The sequence below is a fragment of the uncultured Fibrella sp. genome (assembly GCF_964250085.1).
Taxonomy (GTDB): Bacteria; Bacteroidota; Bacteroidia; order Cytophagales; family Spirosomataceae; genus Fibrella.
The window spans coordinates 841,831-861,981 of the sequence record NZ_CAXUEC010000001.1 but is presented as its reverse complement, the minus strand read 5'-3'; the positions used below and the strand labels follow the sequence as shown (position 1 = coordinate 861,981).

Below are 20,151 nucleotides of genomic sequence, written 5' to 3'. Positions count from 1 at the left end.
GGCAACATCTTGCGGCTCAGAGGCGTCAGCAATACGCGAAATACAACCAATCCACCAAAAACGGGTGCTTTACCTGGACCACATGGTTCAGGTAAAGCACCCGTTTTTACATTGACAACGTACCCAGATTATCTTCCCCAATACTCGCCGATAACGCCCAGCAATTCGGGCTGAACAGCGCAACCGGCTACGACATCACCGCCGAATAGAGTTGTATCGCCCCCTTCAAAATCGGTGACGGTGCCACCGGCTTCGCGCACGAGGCACATGCCTGCTGCCATATCCCACGATTTCAGGTTATACTCGAAAAACGCTTCGAACCGTCCCGCCGCTACATAAGCCAGATCGATGGCGGCTGACCCCATCCGGCGCAGGCCGTGGGTACGTTGCATGAGTTGCTCCAGAATCTGCAAATACGGCTGCATCTGCTCGAAGCGGTAATAGGGGAAACCCGTGGCAATCAGGCCATCAGCCAGCTTCTGTGCCCCCGATACGCGCATGGGCTGTTCCTCGCCGCCACCAACGCTTAGCCACGCGCCCTGCCCGTCGAGTGCCGAGAAACATTCGTCGCGGTTTGGGTCGTAGACAACGCCCGCGATAGGTCGGTTACCCTGCGCCAGACCAATGCTCACGGCGAAAATGGGTAAGCCATGAATGAAATTAGTCGTACCGTCGAGCGGATCGATAATCCAGTTCAAGCCGGGCGGCGTTCCGTCGGACTTGTCCGCCTGATCGGTGGTGCCTTCTTCGGTGATGAAACCCGCCTCGGGCAGCAGGGCGTGCAGTTTCGGCACCAGCATCTTCTCACACTCTTTATCGACGTATGAGACCAGATCGTTCAGCCCTTTGTATTCAACAGCATCGAGGCTGAACTTCTGGCGTTCGGCCAACAGGAACGTACCTGCTTCACGCGCAATAGTGTTGAGATTAGCGCGGAAATTTTGAGAAAAAGTCATTTTATAACGATTATTTTCTGACAGGATTCACATGATTTACGGGATTTTGAGGTAGCGACCTTTTGTGATCCCAAAGAATTGAGCGATTCACCGTTACCTCAAAATCCCGTAAATCATGTGAATCCTGTCAGAAAAAATTAACTCTGCCTTATCACGTCGGTACGCAGGTTCACCCGTTCGGTTTTCACCCACGAGCGGTAGAGCGCCCGCACCAGCAACGTACCTACGAATAGCGTATCGGCAAAACCGGGGGCATTCAGGAAAAAGAACGAGACAATCAACAGCAGAGCCGTGATGCGGAAATAGGTGTTTGTCTGAAACGGATGTCGCTTCGATGAAGTGGCCCAGAAAACGCCCGGAATGTGCAACGGCATCAGCCAGAGCAAGGTGGGGTTCCAGGTCGTAACGCCGTGGTCGGTAGCGAACCAGAGCAGGAACAGGAACCAGCCCCAAACGCCCGCAAAGCCAAACAACAGCCGGTCGAGCCAGAGGCCGGCGCGCTCGCCCGCGTTCCAATGCCGCCACGTCAGGAACGCAACAAGCACCAGCAACACCAGAAATACAAAATCGGGATAAACTACAATCGGCAGTGTGCTCTTGAACAGTTGCTGCCCCTCGAAAATCGTTTGCGTCTGGGTGACCAATGGCGTCAGTTGTCCATTTGGAGCACGTACCTGCGCTTTGGTGAGCTGGTCGAATACGTTGTTAGGCAAATACATGGCCTCCCAGCCGGTCGTTACCTTGTCGGCCGGACGACCAATGGCCAGGTTCATACCCAGCCGTTCCCAGGGCTTGGCGCCCAGGTAATCGTTCATCCAGTCGCGGTACGACTTGGTGAGTTGTTTCACCTGCGGTGACCAGATCAGGCTATCGCCCATGGCCGTCGTGATCATGTCGCGGGGGCGCGTCGAGCAGTTATCGTAGTAGAACCGGTAGCTGTATTCGCGATTTTGCGGGAGCAGATTCGTTTCCAGGGCCTGATACAGCCGCTGTTTTTGCGGGACCGACATGTTCAGCACCTGCTCGCGGATACTCCGGTTGTACTGCTGATAATAGTAGGCTACCTGAAACAGATTATGCGACGAAATATGGTACGGCAACGTACCTCGCAGAAATTTGATAACGAAGTAATCGGCGGCATAGTCGAATCCGCCGTAGCTGTAATTTCGGTCGATCCCCGTCATCGGGTCATTGATACGGATTTCGGTATGACCAAACACCGACGAAATATCTTCCTGACCAGGTCCATACGTAATCAGGCTGACGTGCGCGGCTGGCGACAATTGCTGAGCTGAAGCACTACTGAACAATGAACAATAGACGATGAACAAGGCTGTCAGGACGTACCTAAGCTTGAGCAGGTTATTCGTCATCTTCATCTGTTTCGTCTGCCTCATCGTTGTCGGTTGCCCGTTGTTTGTAATAGTCATCGCCTTTCTTATTGCGTTTTTGTTCGATCGGCTCTGCTTTGCCCCCCACGCACAACACAATTTCGCCTTTGATGGGTTTCGCCGCAAAATACGCCTGAACCTCGGCCAACGTACCCCGCACCGTTTCTTCAAACAGCTTGGTCAACTCCCGCGACACACTGGCGGGACGGTCGGCGCCAAATACTTCAGCCAGTTGCTCCAGCGTTTTCAGCAGGCGATGCGGCGATTCGTAGAAAATCATTGTGCGCGTTTCATCAGCCAGGGCCTGCATGCGGGTTTGTTTGCCTTTCTTGTGCGGTAAAAAGCCTTCAAATGTAAAGCGGTCTGTTGGTAACCCTGAGTTTACCAGCGCCGGAACAAAGGCCGTAGCGCCGGGCAGACATTCCACCGAAATATCGGCTTCGATGCACGCTCGAACCAGCATAAAGCCAGGGTCCGATACGGCCGGCGTACCGGCATCAGATACCAGCGCCAGCGTTTTACCAGCCTTCAACTGACCAATGATTTTCTGAATCGTACCATGCTCGTTAAAGATATGATAGCTGTGCAACGGCTTGCTGATACCTAGGTGTTTCAGCAAAAAACCCGACGTGCGGGTGTCTTCGGCCAGAATTCCATCAACGCTTTGCAGCACCTTCACCGCCCGAAGCGTAATATCATCAAGGTTACCAATGGGCGTTGGAACGAGGTAGAGTTTCATGGGAAGGAGTCGTAAGTGCTAGGTGGTAAGTCTGGAAAGTGGTTTTCAGTGTTGCTGACGCACGATTATTCCGCTTACGCCAGTAACACTAAAAACCACTTTCCAGACTTACCACCTAGCACTTACGACTAAATTTTATCTATCGCTGCCGCCAGCTTGCGGTCTTTTTCGGTCACGGTATTACCCGCGTCGTGGGTCGTGAGTTCGATGGTCACCTTGTTGTAGACGTTGGTCCAGAATGGGTGGTGGTCCATTTTTTCGGCGATCAGCGCCACGCGGGTCATAAAGGCAAACGCCTCCATGAAGTCGGCAAAGGTAAAATGCCGAACAAGCTTATTGTCTGTTTCCTGCCACATAAAAGTAACGTTGATCTGTAGGGGTAGCCCATCGTGGCTACCCGCTTTCGGGCGCGATAGCGACCGCCTGTAGTGAAACTATTTTTTCAGTTGACATGATGTGTTTGCTATACAGGCGGTCGCTATCGCGCCCGAGAGCGGGTAGCCACGATGGGCTACCCCTACAGATCAACGTTTTGAAAACCTACGCTTTATAAAAAATCCACTTCGACAATTCCTTATACGTCGGTTTTTTGCCGTACATCAGAATGCCGACGCGGTAGATGCGGGCCGCCAGCCAGGTGGTCCCGATGAATCCACCAACCAGTAAGATCATACTGAGCGCAATTTCCCAGACTGGCACACCAAACGGAATTCGGACCATCATAATGATTGGTGATGTTAGCGGCACAATCGACATCCAGAAGGCCAGTGGACCATCAGGGTCACGAATAATAAACTGCGCCAACGCGATAGAAGCGATAATTGGAATGGTGATGGGTAGCATAAACTGCTGCGTTTCCGTTTCACTGTCAACGGCCGCACCAATTGCGCCGAACAATGAGCTATACAGCAGGTAACCACCCAGAAAATAGAACAGAAAGCAGCCAGCAATCAGGGGGATATTCAGGGTTTTGGCCGCGGCCGACAATTCAGCCATTGGGTTTTTCGAGGCTTCCATCTTTTTCTGCACGTCGCGTTGCCCAGGCATAGCACTCATCTGCATGGATCGTGCTTTGGCAGCATCTTTGGCGTACTTCGCCCCGAAAATGGCTGTTCCAGCCGACACTACGCCTGCCGTTAATAGAATCCAAAGCATGAACTGGGTCAGGCCAACCAGACCTACACCCACAATTTTACCCATCATCAACTGAAACGGCTTTACCGACGAGATGATCACTTCAATAACCCGGTTCGTTTTTTCTTCCAGAACGCCCCGCATTACCTGTGCTCCGTAGATGAACACCGACAGGTAAATCAGGAAGCCGCACAAACCACCAATCGCGGTGGTAATGATTGAATTCGTGCTTTTCTCACCTTCGTCGCTGAGGTTGATTGTTTTGGCGTCGACGTCTACCTTCGCGTCTTTGATCACCTGCTGGGTAATGCCAGCCCGGCTTAGTTTAATCGTTTCGATCTCTTTGGAAATAGCCGATTCAATATTGCTTTGCAGGGTCAGGCTCACGCTTTTGTTCGAGAAAATCTGTACCGTTTTCGGCTGCTCGATCACATCTTTCGGAATGATCGCCAGGGCATCGTAGCTCTTCTGAACCAGTTGTTTTTTAGCCTGCTCAGGCGACTCATTGACGTAAACAAAGGCCGTTTCGTTATCGCCTTTCAGCTTATTCACGAACTGTCCGCTCTGATCGATGATCGCCACTTTCTTCAACGAAATAGAGCCAACGGCAGCCCAGCCAATGGCTCCGTAAAACGCCGCCAGTAGTAGCGGGGCCAGAATGGTCATGACGATAAACGACTTTTTCCGGACCCGAACCAGATACTCGCGTTTGATGATAATCAGTATAGTGTTCATAGGGCGGCGGTACCGATGGCTTTGATAAAGATGTCATTCATGCTGGGAATATTTTCGCCGAAGCTACGTACCTGAACGAGGTCAATAAGAAGACGAATGAGGTCATTTACAGCGGCATCGGGCGGAATTTTAATATCGGCCCGGCTAAAATCGTCTTCGCTTTTGCCAGCGTCAGCCACGGTGAACGAGGCGGGCAACTGGCTCAGGTTGCCTTGGTATTCAACGCGGTAGGTATGCGTTTTGAATTGCTCTTTGATCGCCAGCTTCGGCCCGTCAAGGATTTTTTTAGAGCGGTGAATCAGCGCGATGTGGTCACATAGTTCTTCTACGGTATCCATCCGGTGGGTCGAGAAAATGATGGTCGTTCCATTCTGCCGAAGCTCCAGAATCTCGTCGCGGATGAGGTTGGCGTTGATGGGATCGAAGCCGGAGAAGGGTTCATCCAGAATAAGCAGGTCGGGCTGGTGGAGTACCGTCGCCACAAACTGAATTTTCTGCTGCATGCCTTTCGATAGGTCTTCGACGTTCTTGCTCCACCAGGTCTTGATTTCGAATTTTTCGAACCAGATTTTGAGCTTATCCATTGCCTGCTTTTCGCTAAGGCCTTTTAGCTGAGCCAGATACAGCAACTGTTCGCCTACCTTCATCTTTTTGTACAGGCCCCGCTCCTCGGGCAGGTATCCGATGCGACGGATATGTTCCGGGCCGAGCGGTTTTCCTTCAAAAAAGACCTCCCCGGCGTCGGGGCCGGTAATCTGGTTGATGATCCGGATGAGCGACGTTTTACCGGCGCCATTCGGGCCAAGTAAGCCAAAAATACTGCCTTGCGGAATAACCAGACTGACGTCGTCGAGTGCCCGATGCTGGGCATATTGTTTACTGATGTGGCGGGTTTCCAGGATAGCCATATGCGTTTCCGTTAGTGAACAGTCTTAGCTGCGACGGTAACTCAAATATACGCGTCGCCACCATACCCACAGACGGCATTGCACAGAACGGTTCAATTCATACAGGAAAGGCAAAAAAACAGCCCCCACCAAATATGGCAGGGGCTGTTTTTGGGAATTGTAGGTTGATTTATGCTTTCACGACCATTGTTTTTGCCCAACCGTCGCCCAACCGGTCTTTACCAATCAGGACTAAAATAGGATCAACAAGCGGTATGAAAAGTGAGAGATATCGGATAATGCCCGCTCCCCAATTGTTTAAGATCGACGTGCCGTCAGCTTCATGCACGACCTTGATACCCATCGTCTTCTTACCAATACTTTGTCCACCAAAGAAAGGAGCCGTGTCTTTGGTAAATGTATACCCTAGCGATAGTAATGTAATAAGCGTTCCCAGGCTGTATAAGCCCATTACATTAACGAGTATGTATTGAGGAACACTGAAAATGAGCCCATCAATCAGAATAGCTACGAAACGCTGTCCAGCAGTTGCCTTAACGAGCATTGACGGGACGGAGGGTGAGTAAGGCGTTGGTTCCATGAAGGTTAAGAGTGTCTATGCTTTAGAGGATGAGCCTTCAAGTTAAGAAAACACCCATAGTTGATACACATTTTTTCCTAATTCTTTTTCATCGGTTGAAAACTCGCCGATAAATTGGCTTTCGATAGGCAAATTGTGCCCACATCAACGGATACATGACGTAATCGAGCAGTCGGTTGGGTGTTAGGTACGTGATTTCATCGGCGATGATCGTTCCTTCACCTTGTCGAATCAGGCGGTGTTTATGATGCCAGGCTTTCAGGAAGAAGGGAAGCTTCGTTCCCTGATCAATGAAATAGATTTCGTCGTTGGTAGTTTTTTGCTCAATTATGTCGCTGTTCCATACCTGCCTGAACAGGATGAAGTTTAGTTCAAGTGACACCACATCGCCAGTCAGGCACCCATCGAACCGAAGCACCTTTACGGGCGGAAAAGGCGGGCTCAACCGATTAAACAGAGATCGATCAAAACCAGCCCAAACGGTGGGCAGTGGGGCGTTCACGTACGTGCGGATCAGGAGTTTCATTCGGGTAAGTTAAACGAAACGCCACAGTATGATTCTAAGGAGAACAGATTAGGTAATCATCTATCTTTGTCACATAATTTAAATCATATTCTAACCTTATTTAACACAAAGTATGAACGCCATACGCTTCATCATTCCCCTACTCCTCGTCACCTTCCTGGCCACTGCTTTTCGCTCGTCGGATAACCCCGACGCCGTTGTTGGTACCTGGTTGAACGGGACCAAAAAAGGCCGTATCCAGATTTATAAGCAGGGTGACAAATATTTTGGCAAACTGATCTGGCTTATCGAGCCCAACGACCCGGCTACGGGAAAACCAAAGCTCGATTTCAGGAACCCGGACGATAAGCTGAAAAGTCGGCCAATGATGAACCTCAACATCATGACCAATTTCAGCTACGACGGCGACAACGTCTGGGATGATGGTAAGATTTATAACCCGGAAGATGGCAAAACGTATAGTTGCAAGATGACGCTCAAGAACCCGAATACGCTCGACGTACGCGGCTACGTGGGCATCTCGCTGATCGGCAAAACGCAAACCTGGACACGGATTAATTGAATAAATACTGTATAATGCGCACTGGGCGCTGCTGGTAACTTATCTTCTGATACCGGCAGCGCCCAGTGCGCATTATACAGTATCCGTTGTATATTAAACTCCTATGAACACGCTTATCATCGGTGCCGGTCCGGCGGGGCTGGCCGTAGCGGGCAGGCTGGCTAAACTAGGGCAACCATTTACGTTGCTTGAAGCTACCGACGACGTAGGCGCTGCCTGGCGCAAGCACTACGACCGGCTTTGTCTACACACGGTTAAGGAAGAATCAGCTTTACCGCATTTGCCCTACCCCGCCGATTACCCCACCTACGTCTCGCGCGACCAGTTGGTAACGTACCTGGAACAGTACATTGCTCATTTCAGCATAAAACCGTTATTCAACCAGTTCGTCAGAACGGTTGAACGTAGCCCGGCTGGGCACTGGCTGGCAAAAACCAAGACCCATACCTTTGAGGCTGATAACCTAGTGGTTTGCACAGGCTACAACCGGGTTCCGTACCAACCCGACGTACCTGGCCTCAGTGGCTTCCGGGGCATAGTGTTACACAGTCGCGAGTACAGGACCGGGGCGACCTTCAAGGGGCAACGGGTGCTGGTTGTCGGTATGGGTAACACAGGTGCAGAACTTGCCCTCGATTTGCAGGAGCAGGGGGCTTTTCCAACCATTTCGGTGCGTGGCCCGGTCAACATCGTCAAGCGCGATACCTTTGGCCGACCGGCTCAGCCTTCGGCCATTAAGCTGAGTAAATTACCAAACTGGTTCTACGATTTCGCCGCTCGCATGTCGCAGAAACTGACGGTGGGCGATTTGTCGCAGTACGGGCTGATTACGCCACCTTACCCGTCTTCATACCAGATTCGGGTACTTGGCAAGATTCCAGTCATCGACCTCGGCACAGTCGATCAGATCAAGGCGGGCACCATTGCGGTGCGCCCCGGTATTGAGCAGGTGAATCCTGACAGCGTCACCTTCACCGATGGACGTGAAGACCCATTCGACGCCATTGTGCTGGCGACGGGTTACCGTACCGGCCTTTCCGACATTCTTGCGCCTGACTTGAGCCAGAGAATTCTGAACGAAAAAGGCTACCCGCGCGGCCTGTGGGATACAAACCCTGCCCTGCAAGGCCTCTACTTTCTCGGCTTTGCCCTGCCCCTAACCGGCATTCTCCGCGGCATCCGCCTCGACTCCGAACGGATCGTCGAGGAGTTGACGAAAAGCTAGTTCGGCATAGCCCCCGCCACAAGGGGAGCCTGCTTACGGCGGAGCTACGAGCCCCCTTCAGGGCGGGGGGTACTCGCGCTTAAGCAACGTACCTAGCCACAAAAAAGCGTCGACCCCCAAACTGGAAGCCGACGCTTTTTTGTGGTAACTGTACTGCTTAGTACCCGCCCCGGTACGTATAGGTGCTGGCTACTTTTTCGATGGCCACCATATAAGCAGCCAGGCGCATGGGCACTTTATATTTCTGTGAAGTCTCAAACACCCGGTCGAAAGCATCTTTCATTACGCGGTCGGCGCGGCGGTTGATGCGATCGAGCGTCCATTTATAGCCGATCCGGTTTTGCACCCACTCAAAATACGATACCGTTACCCCCCCGGCATTGGCCAGAATATCAGGCACCACCATGATGCCTTTGCTGTTAATGATCTCATCGGCCGACGCGGACGTTGGCCCGTTAGCACCTTCCACAATCATTCGCGCCTGAATGGTATGCGCGTTTTCATCGGTGATTACATCCTCTTTAGCGGCAGGAACCAGCACGTCGACGGCTAGAGCCAGCAGTTCTTCATTGCTGATTTTCTCGGCGCCCGTAAAGCCGTCCAGCGTTCCCCTGTTAGCATTTCGATAAGCCAGTGCCGCCGTAATATCGATACCCCGGTCGTTGTAATACCCCCCCGAAATATCACTTACCGCGTTGACCGTCACGCCCCGCTCATGAAGCAGTTCAGCAGCAAATGAACCTACGTTACCGAATCCCTGAACAGCCGCCGACGCCCGGTAAGGGTTCATTCGCAATTTATCCATCGCCGAGAGTGCCGCTACGGTAACGCCGCGACCCGTTGCTTCGGTACGCCCCAGCGAACCACCCAGAACAAGTGGCTTACCCGTTACCACACCATTGACGGTCATCCCTTTCGCTTTCGAATATTCGTCCACGATCCAGGCCATTTCGCGCGGTCCGGTGCCCATATCGGGAGCCGGAATGTCGCGATCGGGGCCAAATACGTCGAGCATCTGCACGGTATACGCACGGATCAGCCGTTCAATTTCGCCGGGCGACATCTCGCGGGGATTACAGGCAATACCGCCTTTGGCACCACCATACGGAATATCGACAACGGCACATTTCCAGGTCATCCAGGCGGCCAGGGCACGTACCTCGTCGAGGTGTACGGCCGGGTCCAAGCGAATACCGCCTTTCGAAGGTCCCAGAATATTGGAGTGAATAACCCGGTAGCCTTCAAACACCCGGATGCTTCCATTATCCATCGTTACGGGCAGGCCCACAATCACTTGCCGGGCCGGCACCTTCAGGATGTCGTACATCTCATCGCTGATGCCCACCAGCCGGGCCGCTGCGTCGAAACGCGACATCATGGATTGAAGCGGATTTTCCTTGTCTTTAATTGGAGCTGGTTCAATATATCCCATTACTAGTCTATTTTTAGTCTGTGCTGATTCTGTGCTAGTACGCAGAGAAGCAAGATATTAAGAAGCAAAATTCTGGCCATAAGGTTCTTAACTTTTTGCCTTTTGTCTTCTTGTTTCTATGCGCTGGCTGCGGCCGTAAACTTAACGATTAAGTATGACCTAAAGATAAAAGCCTATTTTATCTGAGAATCGTGTAATAGATTAGTGACGTATATTGTTCGCCGTGTACATGGTTTAGCCGAATAGTTCAGCATCGATTGAGCATTTTTCAAAATATTGGTTTGCTATTCTACGAAAAATCAACTGAGTAAGTTTTCTGAAAAAGTTTGAGTGGTCGTATGTTTTGTTGAAAAGACGCGCACAGCATTGTATTTTTGTTGTGGTATTCACCGGGCAATACCAGCCATATCAATACAACCAACAAATGGTTCAGGAAGAGAAAAAGCGTTATTCGGAAGAAGATTTGAAAGAGTTTCAGGTGCTGATCTCGCAAAAACTGGAGGCAACCCGTAGTGAGTTGAACTACATTAAGGAAGCCCTCAGCAAGCGGAACGACAGCGGCACCGACAATACGTCGGGCAACTCGAAATTACTGGAAGATGGTGCCGACACCAGTGAGCGCGAAAACCTAAGTCAGTTAGCTGCTCGCCTGCAAAAGTTCACCAACCAGTTGGAGTCAGCTATGGTGCGGATCAAAAATGGAACATACGGCATCTGCATCGATTCCGGCAAATTAATTCCTAAAGAACGGCTTCGGGCTGTGCCACATACGCAGCAAACCATTGAAGCCAAGCTTCGCCGGTCATAAATAAGGCTGTTGTTCTGGCAGCAAAAAACGTGTAGGCACTGAACTTACCCGGCGTGGAAACTACGTGCCGGTTGAGTCAGTGCCTGTATTATTCTATCCCCATGACCATTCAGTATGTTTCGGATCTTCATCTCGAATTCCCCGAGAATGCAGCTTATCTGCTGAAGAATCCGATTGAGGCCGTGGGTGATGTACTTATTCTGGCGGGCGACATCACAAGCCTGGCTTACTACAGATCGCGAAAACTGGAGAAAGCGTTCTTCAGGACTTTAGCAGAGAAGTTTAAGCAGGTATATTACATTCCCGGTAACCACGAGTTCTACCGCAGCCTCGACGCCCGACTCCTAGACCAACCGCTTCAGGAGGCTTTACACCCCAACGTGTTTTTGCTTAATAATGTGGCACGTACCTACGGCGGCGTACGCTTTCTCTTCTCAACGCTCTGGAGCCATATCGACCAGGAGAACGAGTATGCCATCGGACGGGGAATGGCCGATTTCCAGCTAATCAATTACCGGGGGAAGCGTCTGCATCCCGCCGTTTACACGCGCGATCTGCATGGTCAGTCGCTGGATTTTTTGCGTTCGGAGTTGGCCAAACCCGTTAGTGAACCAACGGTAGTTGTTACGCACCATTTACCCTCAATGCAATGCGTTCATTCGAGGCATGCTGGTAGCTTGCTTGAACAAGGCTTCGCCACTAACCTCGATGACTTTATTCTCGACACCAAACCAGCCTATTGGATATACGGCCACAGTCATGCTAATAAACCGGCGTTTCAGCTTGGCGATACCTGCCTGGTGAGTAATATGCTGGGGTACTACACCAATAACGAGATGCATGATTACCGAAATCCAGCAATGATTACGCTGTAGTCAGCTACCCGCCACCCAAATCGGCCAAAACCGTACCTTTGCGTTTGTATGGGAATTCGCTCAACTTTCAGTAAACCACTGGCCCGCTGGGTTCGGCAACGGCAACAATCGTGGCGCGAACAGCCCGGCGACGCACAGCAACGCTGGTTCCGGCAACTGGTCGATCGGGCAGGCCAGACGCAGTTCGGTCGCGACCATCATTTCGCCGACATACGTACCCAGGCCGATTTCCGGCAGGCGGTGCCTATTCGGGATTACGAAGTGCTAAAGCCCTATATCGAGCGCGTTACCCACGGCGAGCCCGATATTCTCTGGCCCGGCAAACCGGCCTATTTTGCCAAAACGTCGGGCACTACGTCGGGCACCAAATACATTCCCCTTACAGCCGAATCGCTGCCCAATCACATCAATTCGGCCCGTGACGCGCTGCTTTGCTACGTTGATGAGACAGGCAATTCGGCCTTTCTGGACAAAAAACTGATCTTTCTGTCGGGAAGCCCCGAACTAGACGAGAAAGCAGGCATTCATACCGGGCGGCTGTCGGGCATCGTCAATCACCACATTCCGGCTTATCTGCGTTCAAATCAGATGCCGAGCTATGAGACAAATACCATCGACGACTGGGAAACCAAACTCGACCGCATCATCGACGAAACGCTGGCCGAAGACATGTCGCTGATCTCGGGGATTCCGCCCTGGGTGCAGATGTATTTCGACCGTATTCAGGCGCGAACGGGCAAGGCCATAAAAGACGTATTCCCCAACTTCTCGGTCTTCGTCTACGGCGGAGTGAACTTCGCGCCTTACCGCGACCGGCTGTTCGAGAGCATCGGCAAGCGTATCGACAGCATCGAGACGTACCCAGCCTCGGAGGGTTTCATTGCTTACCAGGATTCGCAAACCGCCGAGGGACTTCTGTTGCTGGCTGATAGCGGCATCTACTTCGAGTTCATTCCCGCCGACCAGTATTTCGCCGAAAATCCACCCCGCCTGAGCATCGACGAGGTTGAGCTGGGTAAAAATTACGCCGTCATCATCAACAACAATGCGGGTCTGTGGGGCTACTCGCTGGGCGACACCGTGAAGTTTGTGAGTCGAAATCCTCACCGGATTGTGGTTACGGGACGTATCAAGCACTTTATTTCGGCGTTTGGCGAGCACGTCATTGGCGAAGAAGTAGAGAAAGCGCTGCACTACGCCATGCAGCAACAGCCCGAAACGGAGGTCGTTGAGTTCACGGTGGCTCCGATGGTGAGCCCATCCGAAGGGCTTCCGTATCACGAATGGCTGATCGAGTTTGGCCAAGTCCCCCGAGATACAGCGCGCTTTGTGCACGATCTGGATACGTATCTGGCCAAACTCAATGTGTATTACGACGATCTCATCAGCGGGTCTATTCTGCAACCGTTAAAGCTAACGGCCCTGCCACGCGGCGCGTTTCAGCAGTACATGAAAAGTCAGGGCAAGCTCGGCGGGCAGAACAAAGTCCCCCGCCTCAGCAATGACCGCACCCTCGCCGACGGGCTTTTGCAGGTATTGCGTTAGCTTTGAGTTATGGAAGCGCAAGTAACAACCTCTAATCGGCTAGCCCACGTACCTGAGCACATTCAGGCGGTGTTGACTCAGTTGAAGCGCGAACTCGCCCATCTTTACGGCGATAAGCTTCAGAAATTAATCCTTTTCGGTTCTTATGCGCGGGGCGACTTTCATACCGAATCAGATATCGACATTATGCCAGTCGTTGTAGGCTCATCAGTAGATGACTTGAAGAGAGAGGCATTATTCGACATTACCTACCCGCGCCTTCTACGGGATCAGGTCAAAGTTTCTATCGTAGCGACCCTGGCAGATCACTATGAGCGAGCAGACACTTTCCTTCTCATGTTTGTCCATAAAGATGGCATTGAACTGTGAAGGAACGCGTTAAGAAATTGATCGACAAAGCAGATGACAAGCTGGAGTCGGCGCAATTACTATTGTCACAGGGTCATCTGACGGACACCATCAATAGGGCCTATTATGCCATGTTTGACGCGTTTCGTACATTACTCTTTATCGAAGGTGTCTTTGCGAAGACGCACAAAGGCCTACAGGCCAAGCTGTACGAACTTTATTTTGTAAATGGCAAACTTCCCCGGCCACTAAGTGCAATTCTGGCGAAAAGGGAGGATCTACGCGAAAAAGCAGATTACGATTTTGATGACCTGATCGTATTAGACGATGCTCAAAAATCTGTGAGCGATGCTGTTTATGTAATTGATAAAATAAAAGCCTATTTACGGTCTGCTGATTTATTTGAATGACGAATCCGAACCCCAAACGCCGCATTGCCATTCTGGGCTCTACCGGCTCTATTGGTACACAAGCCATTGAGGTGATACTGGCCCATCCTGATGAGTTCGAGGTGGAAGTACTTACCGCCAATCACAACGCCGAGCTGTTGATTGAACAGGCCCGTCAGGTACGTCCCAACGTGGTGGTGATCTGCGACGAGTCGCGCTACAACACCGTTTTCGCGGCTCTTGATCCGATCCATATCAAGGTATACGCCGGATTAAACTCCATTGCCGAAGTGGTACAAATGGAAACGGTCGATATGGTGTTGACGGCAATGGTTGGTTATGCCGGGCTGTTGCCAACGATCAAAGCCATTGAAGCCGGCAAGCCCATTGCCCTGGCCAACAAAGAAACGCTGGTGGTCGCGGGTGAACTCATCACGCGCATGGCGGCCGAACGGGGCGTCAATATCTACCCCGTCGATTCCGAGCATTCGGCTATTTTCCAGTGCCTTGTCGGGGAGTTTCATAATCCGATCGAGAAAATTATCCTCACGGCGTCGGGTGGGCCGTTCCGGGGGCGCGACCGGACGTACCTGGAAACGGTGACCCGCGCGCAGGCCCTGAAACACCCCAACTGGACAATGGGCGCAAAGATCACCATCGACTCAGCCACGCTGATGAATAAGGGCTTGGAGGTGATCGAAGCCAAATGGCTGTTCAACCTGAGACCCGATCAGATCGACGTGGTAGTGCATCCGCAAAGTATCGTGCATTCGCTGGTGCAGTTTGAAGACGGTAGCCTGAAAGCGCAGATGGGCCTGCCCGACATGAAACTACCCATCCAGTTTGCCCTTGGCTACCCCAATCGGCTAAAATCAGATTTCCCGCGTTTTAATTTCGCCAATTACCCGTCGCTGACTTTCGAGCAGCCCGATCTGGGTACGTTCCGGAATCTGCAACTGGCCTTCGACGCACTGGACCGGGGCGGCAATATGCCCTGTATCATCAACGCAGCCAACGAAATAGCCGTCGACGCATTCCTCAATGATCGGGTCAGCTTCCTCGGCATTTCCGACGTCATCGAGGCCGCCATGCAACATAGTTCGTTCGTAGCCAACCCTTCCTACGCCGACTACGTAGCCACCGATAAAGAAACCCGCCGGATTGCGACCGAAAAGATTGGTACTTTTGTTTAGAAATTAAGACGTTGGCTATGTCGACCAACGTTGATCTGTAGGGGCGACCCTTCGTGGTTGCCCGCTTTCGGGCCGATAGGACCGCTAATAGCGTGCAGAAGCGAACTGCCAATAACGCGTTACAGGCGGTCTCGTCGGCCCGAAAGCGGGCAACCACGAAGGGTCGCCCCTACAGATCAACGTTGGCTGGCCTGTGCCACCATCCGGTATTATAAAGTAATAGATGGAAACAGTAATCATGGTTGGTCAGCTCTTGCTGGCCCTGTCAATTTTAGTAGGCCTTCATGAATTGGGGCACTTGGTAGCCGCCCGCATGTTTGGTATGCGCGTAGAGCAATACTTCATCGGCTTTCCGCCCAAAGTCGTTAGTTTTAAGAAAGGCGATACAGAATATGGCCTTGGTGCTATTCCGCTGGGTGGATTCGTGAAGATTTCGGGGATGATCGATGAGTCGCTGGATACGGCGCAGATGCACCTGCCCCCGCAGCCGTATGAGTTCCGTGCCAAACCAGCCTGGCAACGCCTCATAGTGATGCTGGGTGGTATCATCGTCAATGTCATTACGGGTATTGCCATTTTTGTGGCGCTGATGTACAGCCTGGGTAGCACGTACATTGCCACGCAGGACGCTAAATATGGCATTGTAGCGCTGGAATACGGCAAGCAGATCGGCCTGAAAACCGGTGACCGGATCGTTGAAATCAACGGCAAACCCTTCGATAACCTCGCCGATGTAACCAGCCCCGACGTATTACTGGGGAACAACAGCTATTACACCGTTGAGCGACCTAATGCCAGCGGTAGCCTGGAACGTATCCGCATCGACGTACCCAACAACCTGGCCGAGAAGTTTTCGAGTAAGGAAACAGCAAGCCAGTTTATTGCGCCTATTTTTCCTTTCGACATTGCTGAGGTGCAACTGGGTTCGGAAGCCGAGAAAGCCGGTTTGAAAACAGGCGACCGAATCACGAGCGTCAATGGTAAACCAACCGCCTATTTCCACGAAGTGCAGGAGGTAGTTCGGGCCAACAAAGGCAAGGCAATTACGCTGGGGCTACAACGCGGCAATCAGGCGTTAACTATCCGCCCAGTGGTGTCAAATGAGGGAACAATTGGCTTCTTCCCGAATTCACTGCTGAAAGAAACACATGTTGATTACACGTTCGGAGAAGCCGTAGCAAAGGGGACCGAGCGTGCATTCGGCGTCATCTATGATAACATCCGGGGCTTCGCTAAAATCTTCAAAGGGGAAGTATCGCCTTCAAAAGCCATCAGTGGTCCCGTAGGTATCGCTAAAATGTTTGGCGGTGTCTGGGACTGGACACGCTTCTGGTCACTGGCGGGACTTTTGTCAATGGCCCTGGCTTTCATGAACGCCCTGCCTATTCCGGCCCTCGATGGTGGTCATGCGAGTATGCTATTGTACGAAATGGTATCGGGCCGTAAGCCGTCTGATAAATTCGTGGAAGGCGCACAGCGAGTGGGCATGGTGATTCTATTGGGGTTGATGGCCTTTGCCTTTTTAAATGATATCTTCTTTAAATAATGCGTTTAAAAAAACTGGAATATCCTGTTAATCAGTGTCGGATGGGCAATCAGCGCATCCGACATTCCGTTTTTTTACCCCTCCTGCTACTCCTGGTCATGGCTGTAACGCTGGTCGCTTTCCGATGGCATGACTTCCATACGAGCCTGACCCAGATGCAGTTCGAGGCGAAGTCGCAAACGGTCGAGATTAGCATCCGTATGTTTACCGATGATCTGGAAACGGCCTTAACACACGAAAATGGCGGAAAACTGGTCCAGTTTGGTGGCCCGGCAAAGCTTGATCAATTACTTGAACGGTATGTTCGTAAGCATTTCGTTGTTGCTGATGCACAGCGTAAACCGAAACCGTATACATACGTTGGCTACGAGCAGGAATCCGACGCTCATTGGGTATATATAGAGATGCCTGCCGGTGGACCTGATCCATTTAAAAACATAGTGATAAAGCAGGATATATTAATGGATGTGTTTAGCGATCAGGTTAATTTAATAAACATCCAGTACCAGCAGCAGAAGAAAACAGTGGTGTTCCGAAACAATCAACCGGTACAGGCAGTATCGCTTTAAAGTAAATCGGCTACCTTCATTGCCGCGGCTGATACCCGGACATATTCGGAGTAAAGTTCGGTTGGCACACTCATTGCCCAACTTACCTTTCCGCTTCCTCGAGCCTGTACTACCCCACTCAATACGTTACTTACTGCCACTTTGGCAGGAACGCCTATGATTTTTCCAAATGATTTAACTACCGGTCTGTTTATGGCAGATACCGACCTAGATAACATAGAAATGATTCCGCTCGGCTCTCCTGACGACGACGACGTGGAATACGAAGTGCCCGAAAACTTACCCATTCTACCCGTTCGCAATACGGTGTTGTTTCCGGGTATGGTTGTCCCCGTTACCGTAGGACGGCAGAAATCAGTGCGTCTGGTCAAGAAAGCCTACAAAGGCAGTCGTATCATTGGTGTAGTGGCGCAGAACAGTCAGCAAAAAGACGAGCCCACTCCCGATGATCTCTATAATATTGGTACGGTAGCTTACATCATCAAGATGATAACGCTGCCCGATGGTAATATTACCATTATCATTCAGGGAAAGAAACGCTTCGAGATCAACAAGATAACGCAGGAAGATCCGTTCATGACGGCTACCGTGCGGCAGATTGACGATTCGTTTCCCAACGCGACCAAGAAGGAGGGGAAAGCCCTGTTGCAGACTATTAAAGAAGCTGCTTACAAGATTCTTCGGTTAAATCCCGAAATTCCACAGGAAGCCCGCATTGCGCTCGACAATATTGAAAGCCCCATGTTCCTGTTGCACTTTTTATCATCCAACATCAACGCCGATGTAGCTGATAAACAGATGCTTCTGGAAAAACTGGAAGGTGTACAGCAGGCCCAGCTCCTGCTCGAATACATGCTGAAGGAGGTGCAGTTACTGGAACTGAAACGGGAAATTCAGAGCAAAGCCACGCTCGACCTCGACCAGCAACAGCGCGATTATTACCTGCGTCAGCAAATGAAGGTGCTTCAGGACGAGTTGGGGATGGACAATCCCGACCGCGAACTGGAGCAACTGCGTATAAAGGCCAGCAAAAAACACTGGCCAAAGGCGGTGAAAGATCATTTCGATAAGGAAATGAGCAAGCTGCAACGCAGCAACCCGATGGCCCCGGAATACCCCATCACGATGAACTACATCGAACTGATGGTAGACCTGCCCTGGAACGACTTCTCGAAAGATAATTTCGACCTGAAACGGGCGCAGAAAATCCTCGACGGCGACCATTTCGGGCTGGAAAAAGTAAAAGAACGGGTGCTGGAGTACCTGGCCGTGCTGAAGCTGAAAAGCGAGCGGGCCACCGACGGCATGAAAGCGCCGATCCTGTGCCTGTATGGTCCCCCCGGCGTGGGTAAAACCTCATTGGGCCGGTCGATTGCCAAAGCACTGGGCCGTAAATATAGCCGGATGGCACTTGGCGGCGTTCATGACGAAGCCGAGATTCGCGGTCATCGCAAAACGTATATCGGCGCCATGCCGGGCAAGATCATCCAGAATATTCGCAAATGCGGCACCTCGAACCCGGTATTTATTCTGGACGAAATCGATAAAGTGAGCAGCGATTTCCGGGGCGACCCATCGTCTGCCCTTTTGGAAGTGCTTGATCCTGAGCAAAATTCAACGTTCGTCGATAATTACCTCGATGTTGAGTTCGACCTCTCTAAGTGCCTCTTCATCGCCACTGCCAACTCGCTCGATACCATTCACCCCGCCCTGCGCGACCGGATGGAGATCATCGACATTACGGGCTACACCGTAGAAGAGAAAGTACAGATTGCCAAGAAGTACCTGATTCCGAAACAACGTCGGGAGCATGGTTTGAAAACGAAAGATTTGGCCTTCGACGATAAAGCAATTCTGCGCATCATCGAAGGGTACACCCGTGAGTCGGGCGTGCGGAATCTGGAGCAGAAGATCGGCGCTATGGTTCGTAAGGCTACCAAGTCGATCGCCATGGAGGAGCCCTACAATCAGTTGGTAAAGCCCGCCGACGTACCCAAGCTGCTTGGGGCCGAAATTTTCGACAAAGACCTGTATTCCGACGATGACATTGCCGGTATCGTGACTGGCCTCGCCTGGACACAGGTTGGCGGTGAAATCCTATTGATCGAAAGCAGCCTCAGCCGGGGAAAAGGCGCACTGACACTCTCGGGCCAACTGGGCGATGTAATGAAAGAGTCGGCGATGACGGCACTCTCTTACCTGAAAGCCCATTCCGACGAAATTGGCATCGACTACCGAATTTTCAGCAACTACGACCTGCACGTACACGTACCTGCGGGCGCGGTGCCAAAAGACGGTCCGTCGGCCGGTATCACGATGGTCACATCAATGGCCTCGATTTTCACACAGCGTAAGATTCGGCCTTACCTGGCCATGACGGGAGAGGTAACCCTTCGTGGGAAAGTGCTGCCGGTTGGTGGCATCAAAGAGAAAATCCTGGCGGCAAACCGAGCGGGCGTGAAAGAAATCATCATGTGCGTGAAGAACCGCAAAGACATCGAAGAGATCAACCCGGCCTATGTGAAAGATTTGACCTTCCACTACGTAGACACCGTTGGTCAGGTGCTCGATATTGCGCTGCTGCCCCAACAGGTGAGCAAACCGTTGCGGTTTGTGTTGCCGGAAGAGAAAACAGCGGAGCCAGTCGCAACAGAGAAAGTTGGTGTACTGAATTAGCGTAACGCGGACTT

General features: G+C 51.6%; 20 protein-coding genes. 11 read left to right on the top strand and 9 right to left on the bottom strand.

Annotation, left to right across the window (positions count from 1 at the left end; all coding sequences use genetic code 11):
- Positions 1-128: 128 nt before the first annotated feature.
- The 8 genes from ACFE8Q_RS03485 to ACFE8Q_RS03450 form a co-directional block, all read right to left on the bottom strand.
- Positions 129-956, bottom strand: a complete 828-nt coding sequence (locus ACFE8Q_RS03485; protein ID WP_375443963.1) for an inositol monophosphatase family protein — start codon at positions 954-956, stop codon at positions 129-131.
- 137 nt (positions 957-1,093) lie between these two features.
- Positions 1,094-2,386 carry a DUF4105 domain-containing protein gene (locus ACFE8Q_RS03480; protein WP_375443962.1) on the bottom strand — a complete coding sequence of 431 codons (1,293 nt, stop codon included), beginning with the start codon at positions 2,384-2,386 and terminating at the stop codon, positions 1,094-1,096.
- Positions 2,319-3,086, bottom strand: coding sequence for a 16S rRNA (cytidine(1402)-2'-O)-methyltransferase (rsmI, locus tag ACFE8Q_RS03475; RefSeq protein WP_375443961.1), 768 nt, complete (start codon positions 3,084-3,086; stop codon positions 2,319-2,321). The genes ACFE8Q_RS03480 and rsmI overlap by 68 nt, the downstream gene beginning before the upstream one ends.
- Positions 3,087-3,214: 128 nt before the next feature.
- Positions 3,215-3,442, bottom strand: coding sequence for a 4a-hydroxytetrahydrobiopterin dehydratase (locus tag ACFE8Q_RS03470; RefSeq protein WP_375443960.1), 228 nt, complete (start codon positions 3,440-3,442; stop codon positions 3,215-3,217).
- 184 nt (positions 3,443-3,626) lie between these two features.
- On the bottom strand, positions 3,627-4,955 hold the full coding sequence (locus ACFE8Q_RS03465; RefSeq protein ID WP_375443959.1) for an ABC transporter permease: 1,329 nt from the start codon (positions 4,953-4,955) through the stop codon (positions 3,627-3,629).
- Entirely contained in the window at positions 4,952-5,863 is a 912-nt protein-coding gene (locus tag ACFE8Q_RS03460) for an ABC transporter ATP-binding protein (RefSeq protein WP_375443958.1), read from the bottom strand. The genes ACFE8Q_RS03465 and ACFE8Q_RS03460 overlap by 4 nt, the downstream gene beginning before the upstream one ends.
- 169 nt (positions 5,864-6,032) lie before the next feature.
- Positions 6,033-6,443, bottom strand: a complete 411-nt coding sequence (locus ACFE8Q_RS03455) for an RDD family protein (RefSeq protein ID WP_375443957.1) — start codon at positions 6,441-6,443, stop codon at positions 6,033-6,035.
- Positions 6,444-6,531: 88 nt separating this feature from the next.
- Entirely contained in the window at positions 6,532-6,969 is a 438-nt protein-coding gene (locus tag ACFE8Q_RS03450; RefSeq protein ID WP_375443956.1) for a hypothetical protein, read from the bottom strand.
- A gap of 112 nt (positions 6,970-7,081) precedes the next feature.
- Here ACFE8Q_RS03450 and ACFE8Q_RS03445 point away from each other — a divergent pair, with 112 nt between their 5' ends.
- Positions 7,082-7,531, top strand: a complete 450-nt coding sequence (locus tag ACFE8Q_RS03445) for a DUF2147 domain-containing protein (protein ID WP_375443955.1) — start codon at positions 7,082-7,084, stop codon at positions 7,529-7,531.
- Between the two features lie 103 nt (positions 7,532-7,634).
- On the top strand, positions 7,635-8,756 hold the full coding sequence (locus tag ACFE8Q_RS03440) for a flavin-containing monooxygenase (protein ID WP_375443954.1): 1,122 nt from the start codon (positions 7,635-7,637) through the stop codon (positions 8,754-8,756).
- 157 nt (positions 8,757-8,913) lie between these two features.
- Here the strand turns inward: ACFE8Q_RS03440 and ACFE8Q_RS03435 are convergent, their stop codons facing one another.
- Complete coding sequence (locus tag ACFE8Q_RS03435; RefSeq protein ID WP_375443953.1) at positions 8,914-10,188, bottom strand: Glu/Leu/Phe/Val dehydrogenase; 1,275 nt, start codon at positions 10,186-10,188, stop codon at positions 8,914-8,916.
- Between the two features lie 424 nt (positions 10,189-10,612).
- Between ACFE8Q_RS03435 and ACFE8Q_RS03430 the strand changes: the two genes are divergently transcribed.
- The 9 genes from ACFE8Q_RS03430 to lon all read left to right on the top strand — a co-directional run bounded on the left by ACFE8Q_RS03430 (position 10,613) and on the right by lon (position 20,137).
- Positions 10,613-10,996, top strand: a complete 384-nt coding sequence (locus ACFE8Q_RS03430) for a TraR/DksA family transcriptional regulator (RefSeq protein ID WP_375443952.1) — start codon at positions 10,613-10,615, stop codon at positions 10,994-10,996.
- Positions 10,997-11,097: 101 nt separating this feature from the next.
- The gene (locus ACFE8Q_RS03425; RefSeq protein ID WP_375443951.1) at positions 11,098-11,871 is read left to right on the top strand and encodes a metallophosphoesterase; all 774 of its coding nucleotides are present in this window, start codon (positions 11,098-11,100) and stop codon (positions 11,869-11,871) included.
- Between the two features lie 48 nt (positions 11,872-11,919).
- Complete coding sequence (locus ACFE8Q_RS03420; protein WP_375443950.1) at positions 11,920-13,416, top strand: GH3 auxin-responsive promoter family protein; 1,497 nt, start codon at positions 11,920-11,922, stop codon at positions 13,414-13,416.
- 9 nt (positions 13,417-13,425) lie between these two features.
- The gene (locus ACFE8Q_RS03415) at positions 13,426-13,785 is read left to right on the top strand and encodes a nucleotidyltransferase family protein (RefSeq protein WP_375443949.1); all 360 of its coding nucleotides are present in this window, start codon (positions 13,426-13,428) and stop codon (positions 13,783-13,785) included.
- Complete coding sequence (locus ACFE8Q_RS03410; RefSeq protein WP_375443948.1) at positions 13,782-14,174, top strand: HEPN domain-containing protein; 393 nt, start codon at positions 13,782-13,784, stop codon at positions 14,172-14,174. Before ACFE8Q_RS03415 ends, ACFE8Q_RS03410 begins: the two co-directional genes overlap by 4 nt.
- Complete coding sequence (locus tag ACFE8Q_RS03405) at positions 14,171-15,346, top strand: 1-deoxy-D-xylulose-5-phosphate reductoisomerase (protein WP_375443947.1); 1,176 nt, start codon at positions 14,171-14,173, stop codon at positions 15,344-15,346. Before ACFE8Q_RS03410 ends, ACFE8Q_RS03405 begins: the two co-directional genes overlap by 4 nt.
- Before the next feature lie 223 nt (positions 15,347-15,569).
- Positions 15,570-16,892, top strand: coding sequence for an RIP metalloprotease RseP (gene rseP / locus ACFE8Q_RS03400; protein WP_375443946.1), 1,323 nt, complete (start codon positions 15,570-15,572; stop codon positions 16,890-16,892).
- Positions 16,892-17,461 (top strand): DUF6702 family protein, encoded by a 570-nt coding sequence (locus ACFE8Q_RS03395; RefSeq protein ID WP_375443945.1) that lies wholly within the window; start codon positions 16,892-16,894, stop codon positions 17,459-17,461. Before rseP ends, ACFE8Q_RS03395 begins: the two co-directional genes overlap by 1 nt.
- Positions 17,462-17,617: 156 nt before the next feature.
- Positions 17,618-20,137 carry an endopeptidase La gene (gene lon / locus ACFE8Q_RS03390; protein ID WP_375443944.1) on the top strand — a complete coding sequence of 840 codons (2,520 nt, stop codon included), beginning with the start codon at positions 17,618-17,620 and terminating at the stop codon, positions 20,135-20,137.
- Positions 20,138-20,151 lie beyond the last annotated feature (14 nt).

Coding starts and splice junctions, on each gene's coding strand:
- ACFE8Q_RS03445 (WP_375443955.1), top strand. CDS start 7,082: ATGAACGCCATACGCTTCATCATTCCCCTACTCCTCGTCACCTTCCTG.
- ACFE8Q_RS03465 (WP_375443959.1), bottom strand. CDS start 4,955: ATGAACACTATACTGATTATCATCAAACGCGAGTATCTGGTTCGGGTC.
- rseP (WP_375443946.1), top strand. CDS start 15,570: ATGGAAACAGTAATCATGGTTGGTCAGCTCTTGCTGGCCCTGTCAATT.
- ACFE8Q_RS03470 (WP_375443960.1), bottom strand. CDS start 3,442: ATGTGGCAGGAAACAGACAATAAGCTTGTTCGGCATTTTACCTTTGCC.
- ACFE8Q_RS03430 (WP_375443952.1), top strand. CDS start 10,613: ATGGTTCAGGAAGAGAAAAAGCGTTATTCGGAAGAAGATTTGAAAGAG.
- rsmI (WP_375443961.1), bottom strand. CDS start 3,086: ATGAAACTCTACCTCGTTCCAACGCCCATTGGTAACCTTGATGATATT.
- ACFE8Q_RS03480 (WP_375443962.1), bottom strand. CDS start 2,386: ATGACTATTACAAACAACGGGCAACCGACAACGATGAGGCAGACGAAA.
- ACFE8Q_RS03425 (WP_375443951.1), top strand. CDS start 11,098: ATGACCATTCAGTATGTTTCGGATCTTCATCTCGAATTCCCCGAGAAT.
- ACFE8Q_RS03435 (WP_375443953.1), bottom strand. CDS start 10,188: ATGGGATATATTGAACCAGCTCCAATTAAAGACAAGGAAAATCCGCTT.
- ACFE8Q_RS03405 (WP_375443947.1), top strand. CDS start 14,171: ATGACGAATCCGAACCCCAAACGCCGCATTGCCATTCTGGGCTCTACC.
- ACFE8Q_RS03415 (WP_375443949.1), top strand. CDS start 13,426: ATGGAAGCGCAAGTAACAACCTCTAATCGGCTAGCCCACGTACCTGAG.
- ACFE8Q_RS03420 (WP_375443950.1), top strand. CDS start 11,920: ATGGGAATTCGCTCAACTTTCAGTAAACCACTGGCCCGCTGGGTTCGG.
- ACFE8Q_RS03455 (WP_375443957.1), bottom strand. CDS start 6,443: ATGGAACCAACGCCTTACTCACCCTCCGTCCCGTCAATGCTCGTTAAG.
- ACFE8Q_RS03485 (WP_375443963.1), bottom strand. CDS start 956: ATGACTTTTTCTCAAAATTTCCGCGCTAATCTCAACACTATTGCGCGT.
- ACFE8Q_RS03440 (WP_375443954.1), top strand. CDS start 7,635: ATGAACACGCTTATCATCGGTGCCGGTCCGGCGGGGCTGGCCGTAGCG.
- lon (WP_375443944.1), top strand. CDS start 17,618: ATGATTTTTCCAAATGATTTAACTACCGGTCTGTTTATGGCAGATACC.
- ACFE8Q_RS03460 (WP_375443958.1), bottom strand. CDS start 5,863: ATGGCTATCCTGGAAACCCGCCACATCAGTAAACAATATGCCCAGCAT.
- ACFE8Q_RS03395 (WP_375443945.1), top strand. CDS start 16,892: ATGCGTTTAAAAAAACTGGAATATCCTGTTAATCAGTGTCGGATGGGC.
- ACFE8Q_RS03450 (WP_375443956.1), bottom strand. CDS start 6,969: ATGAAACTCCTGATCCGCACGTACGTGAACGCCCCACTGCCCACCGTT.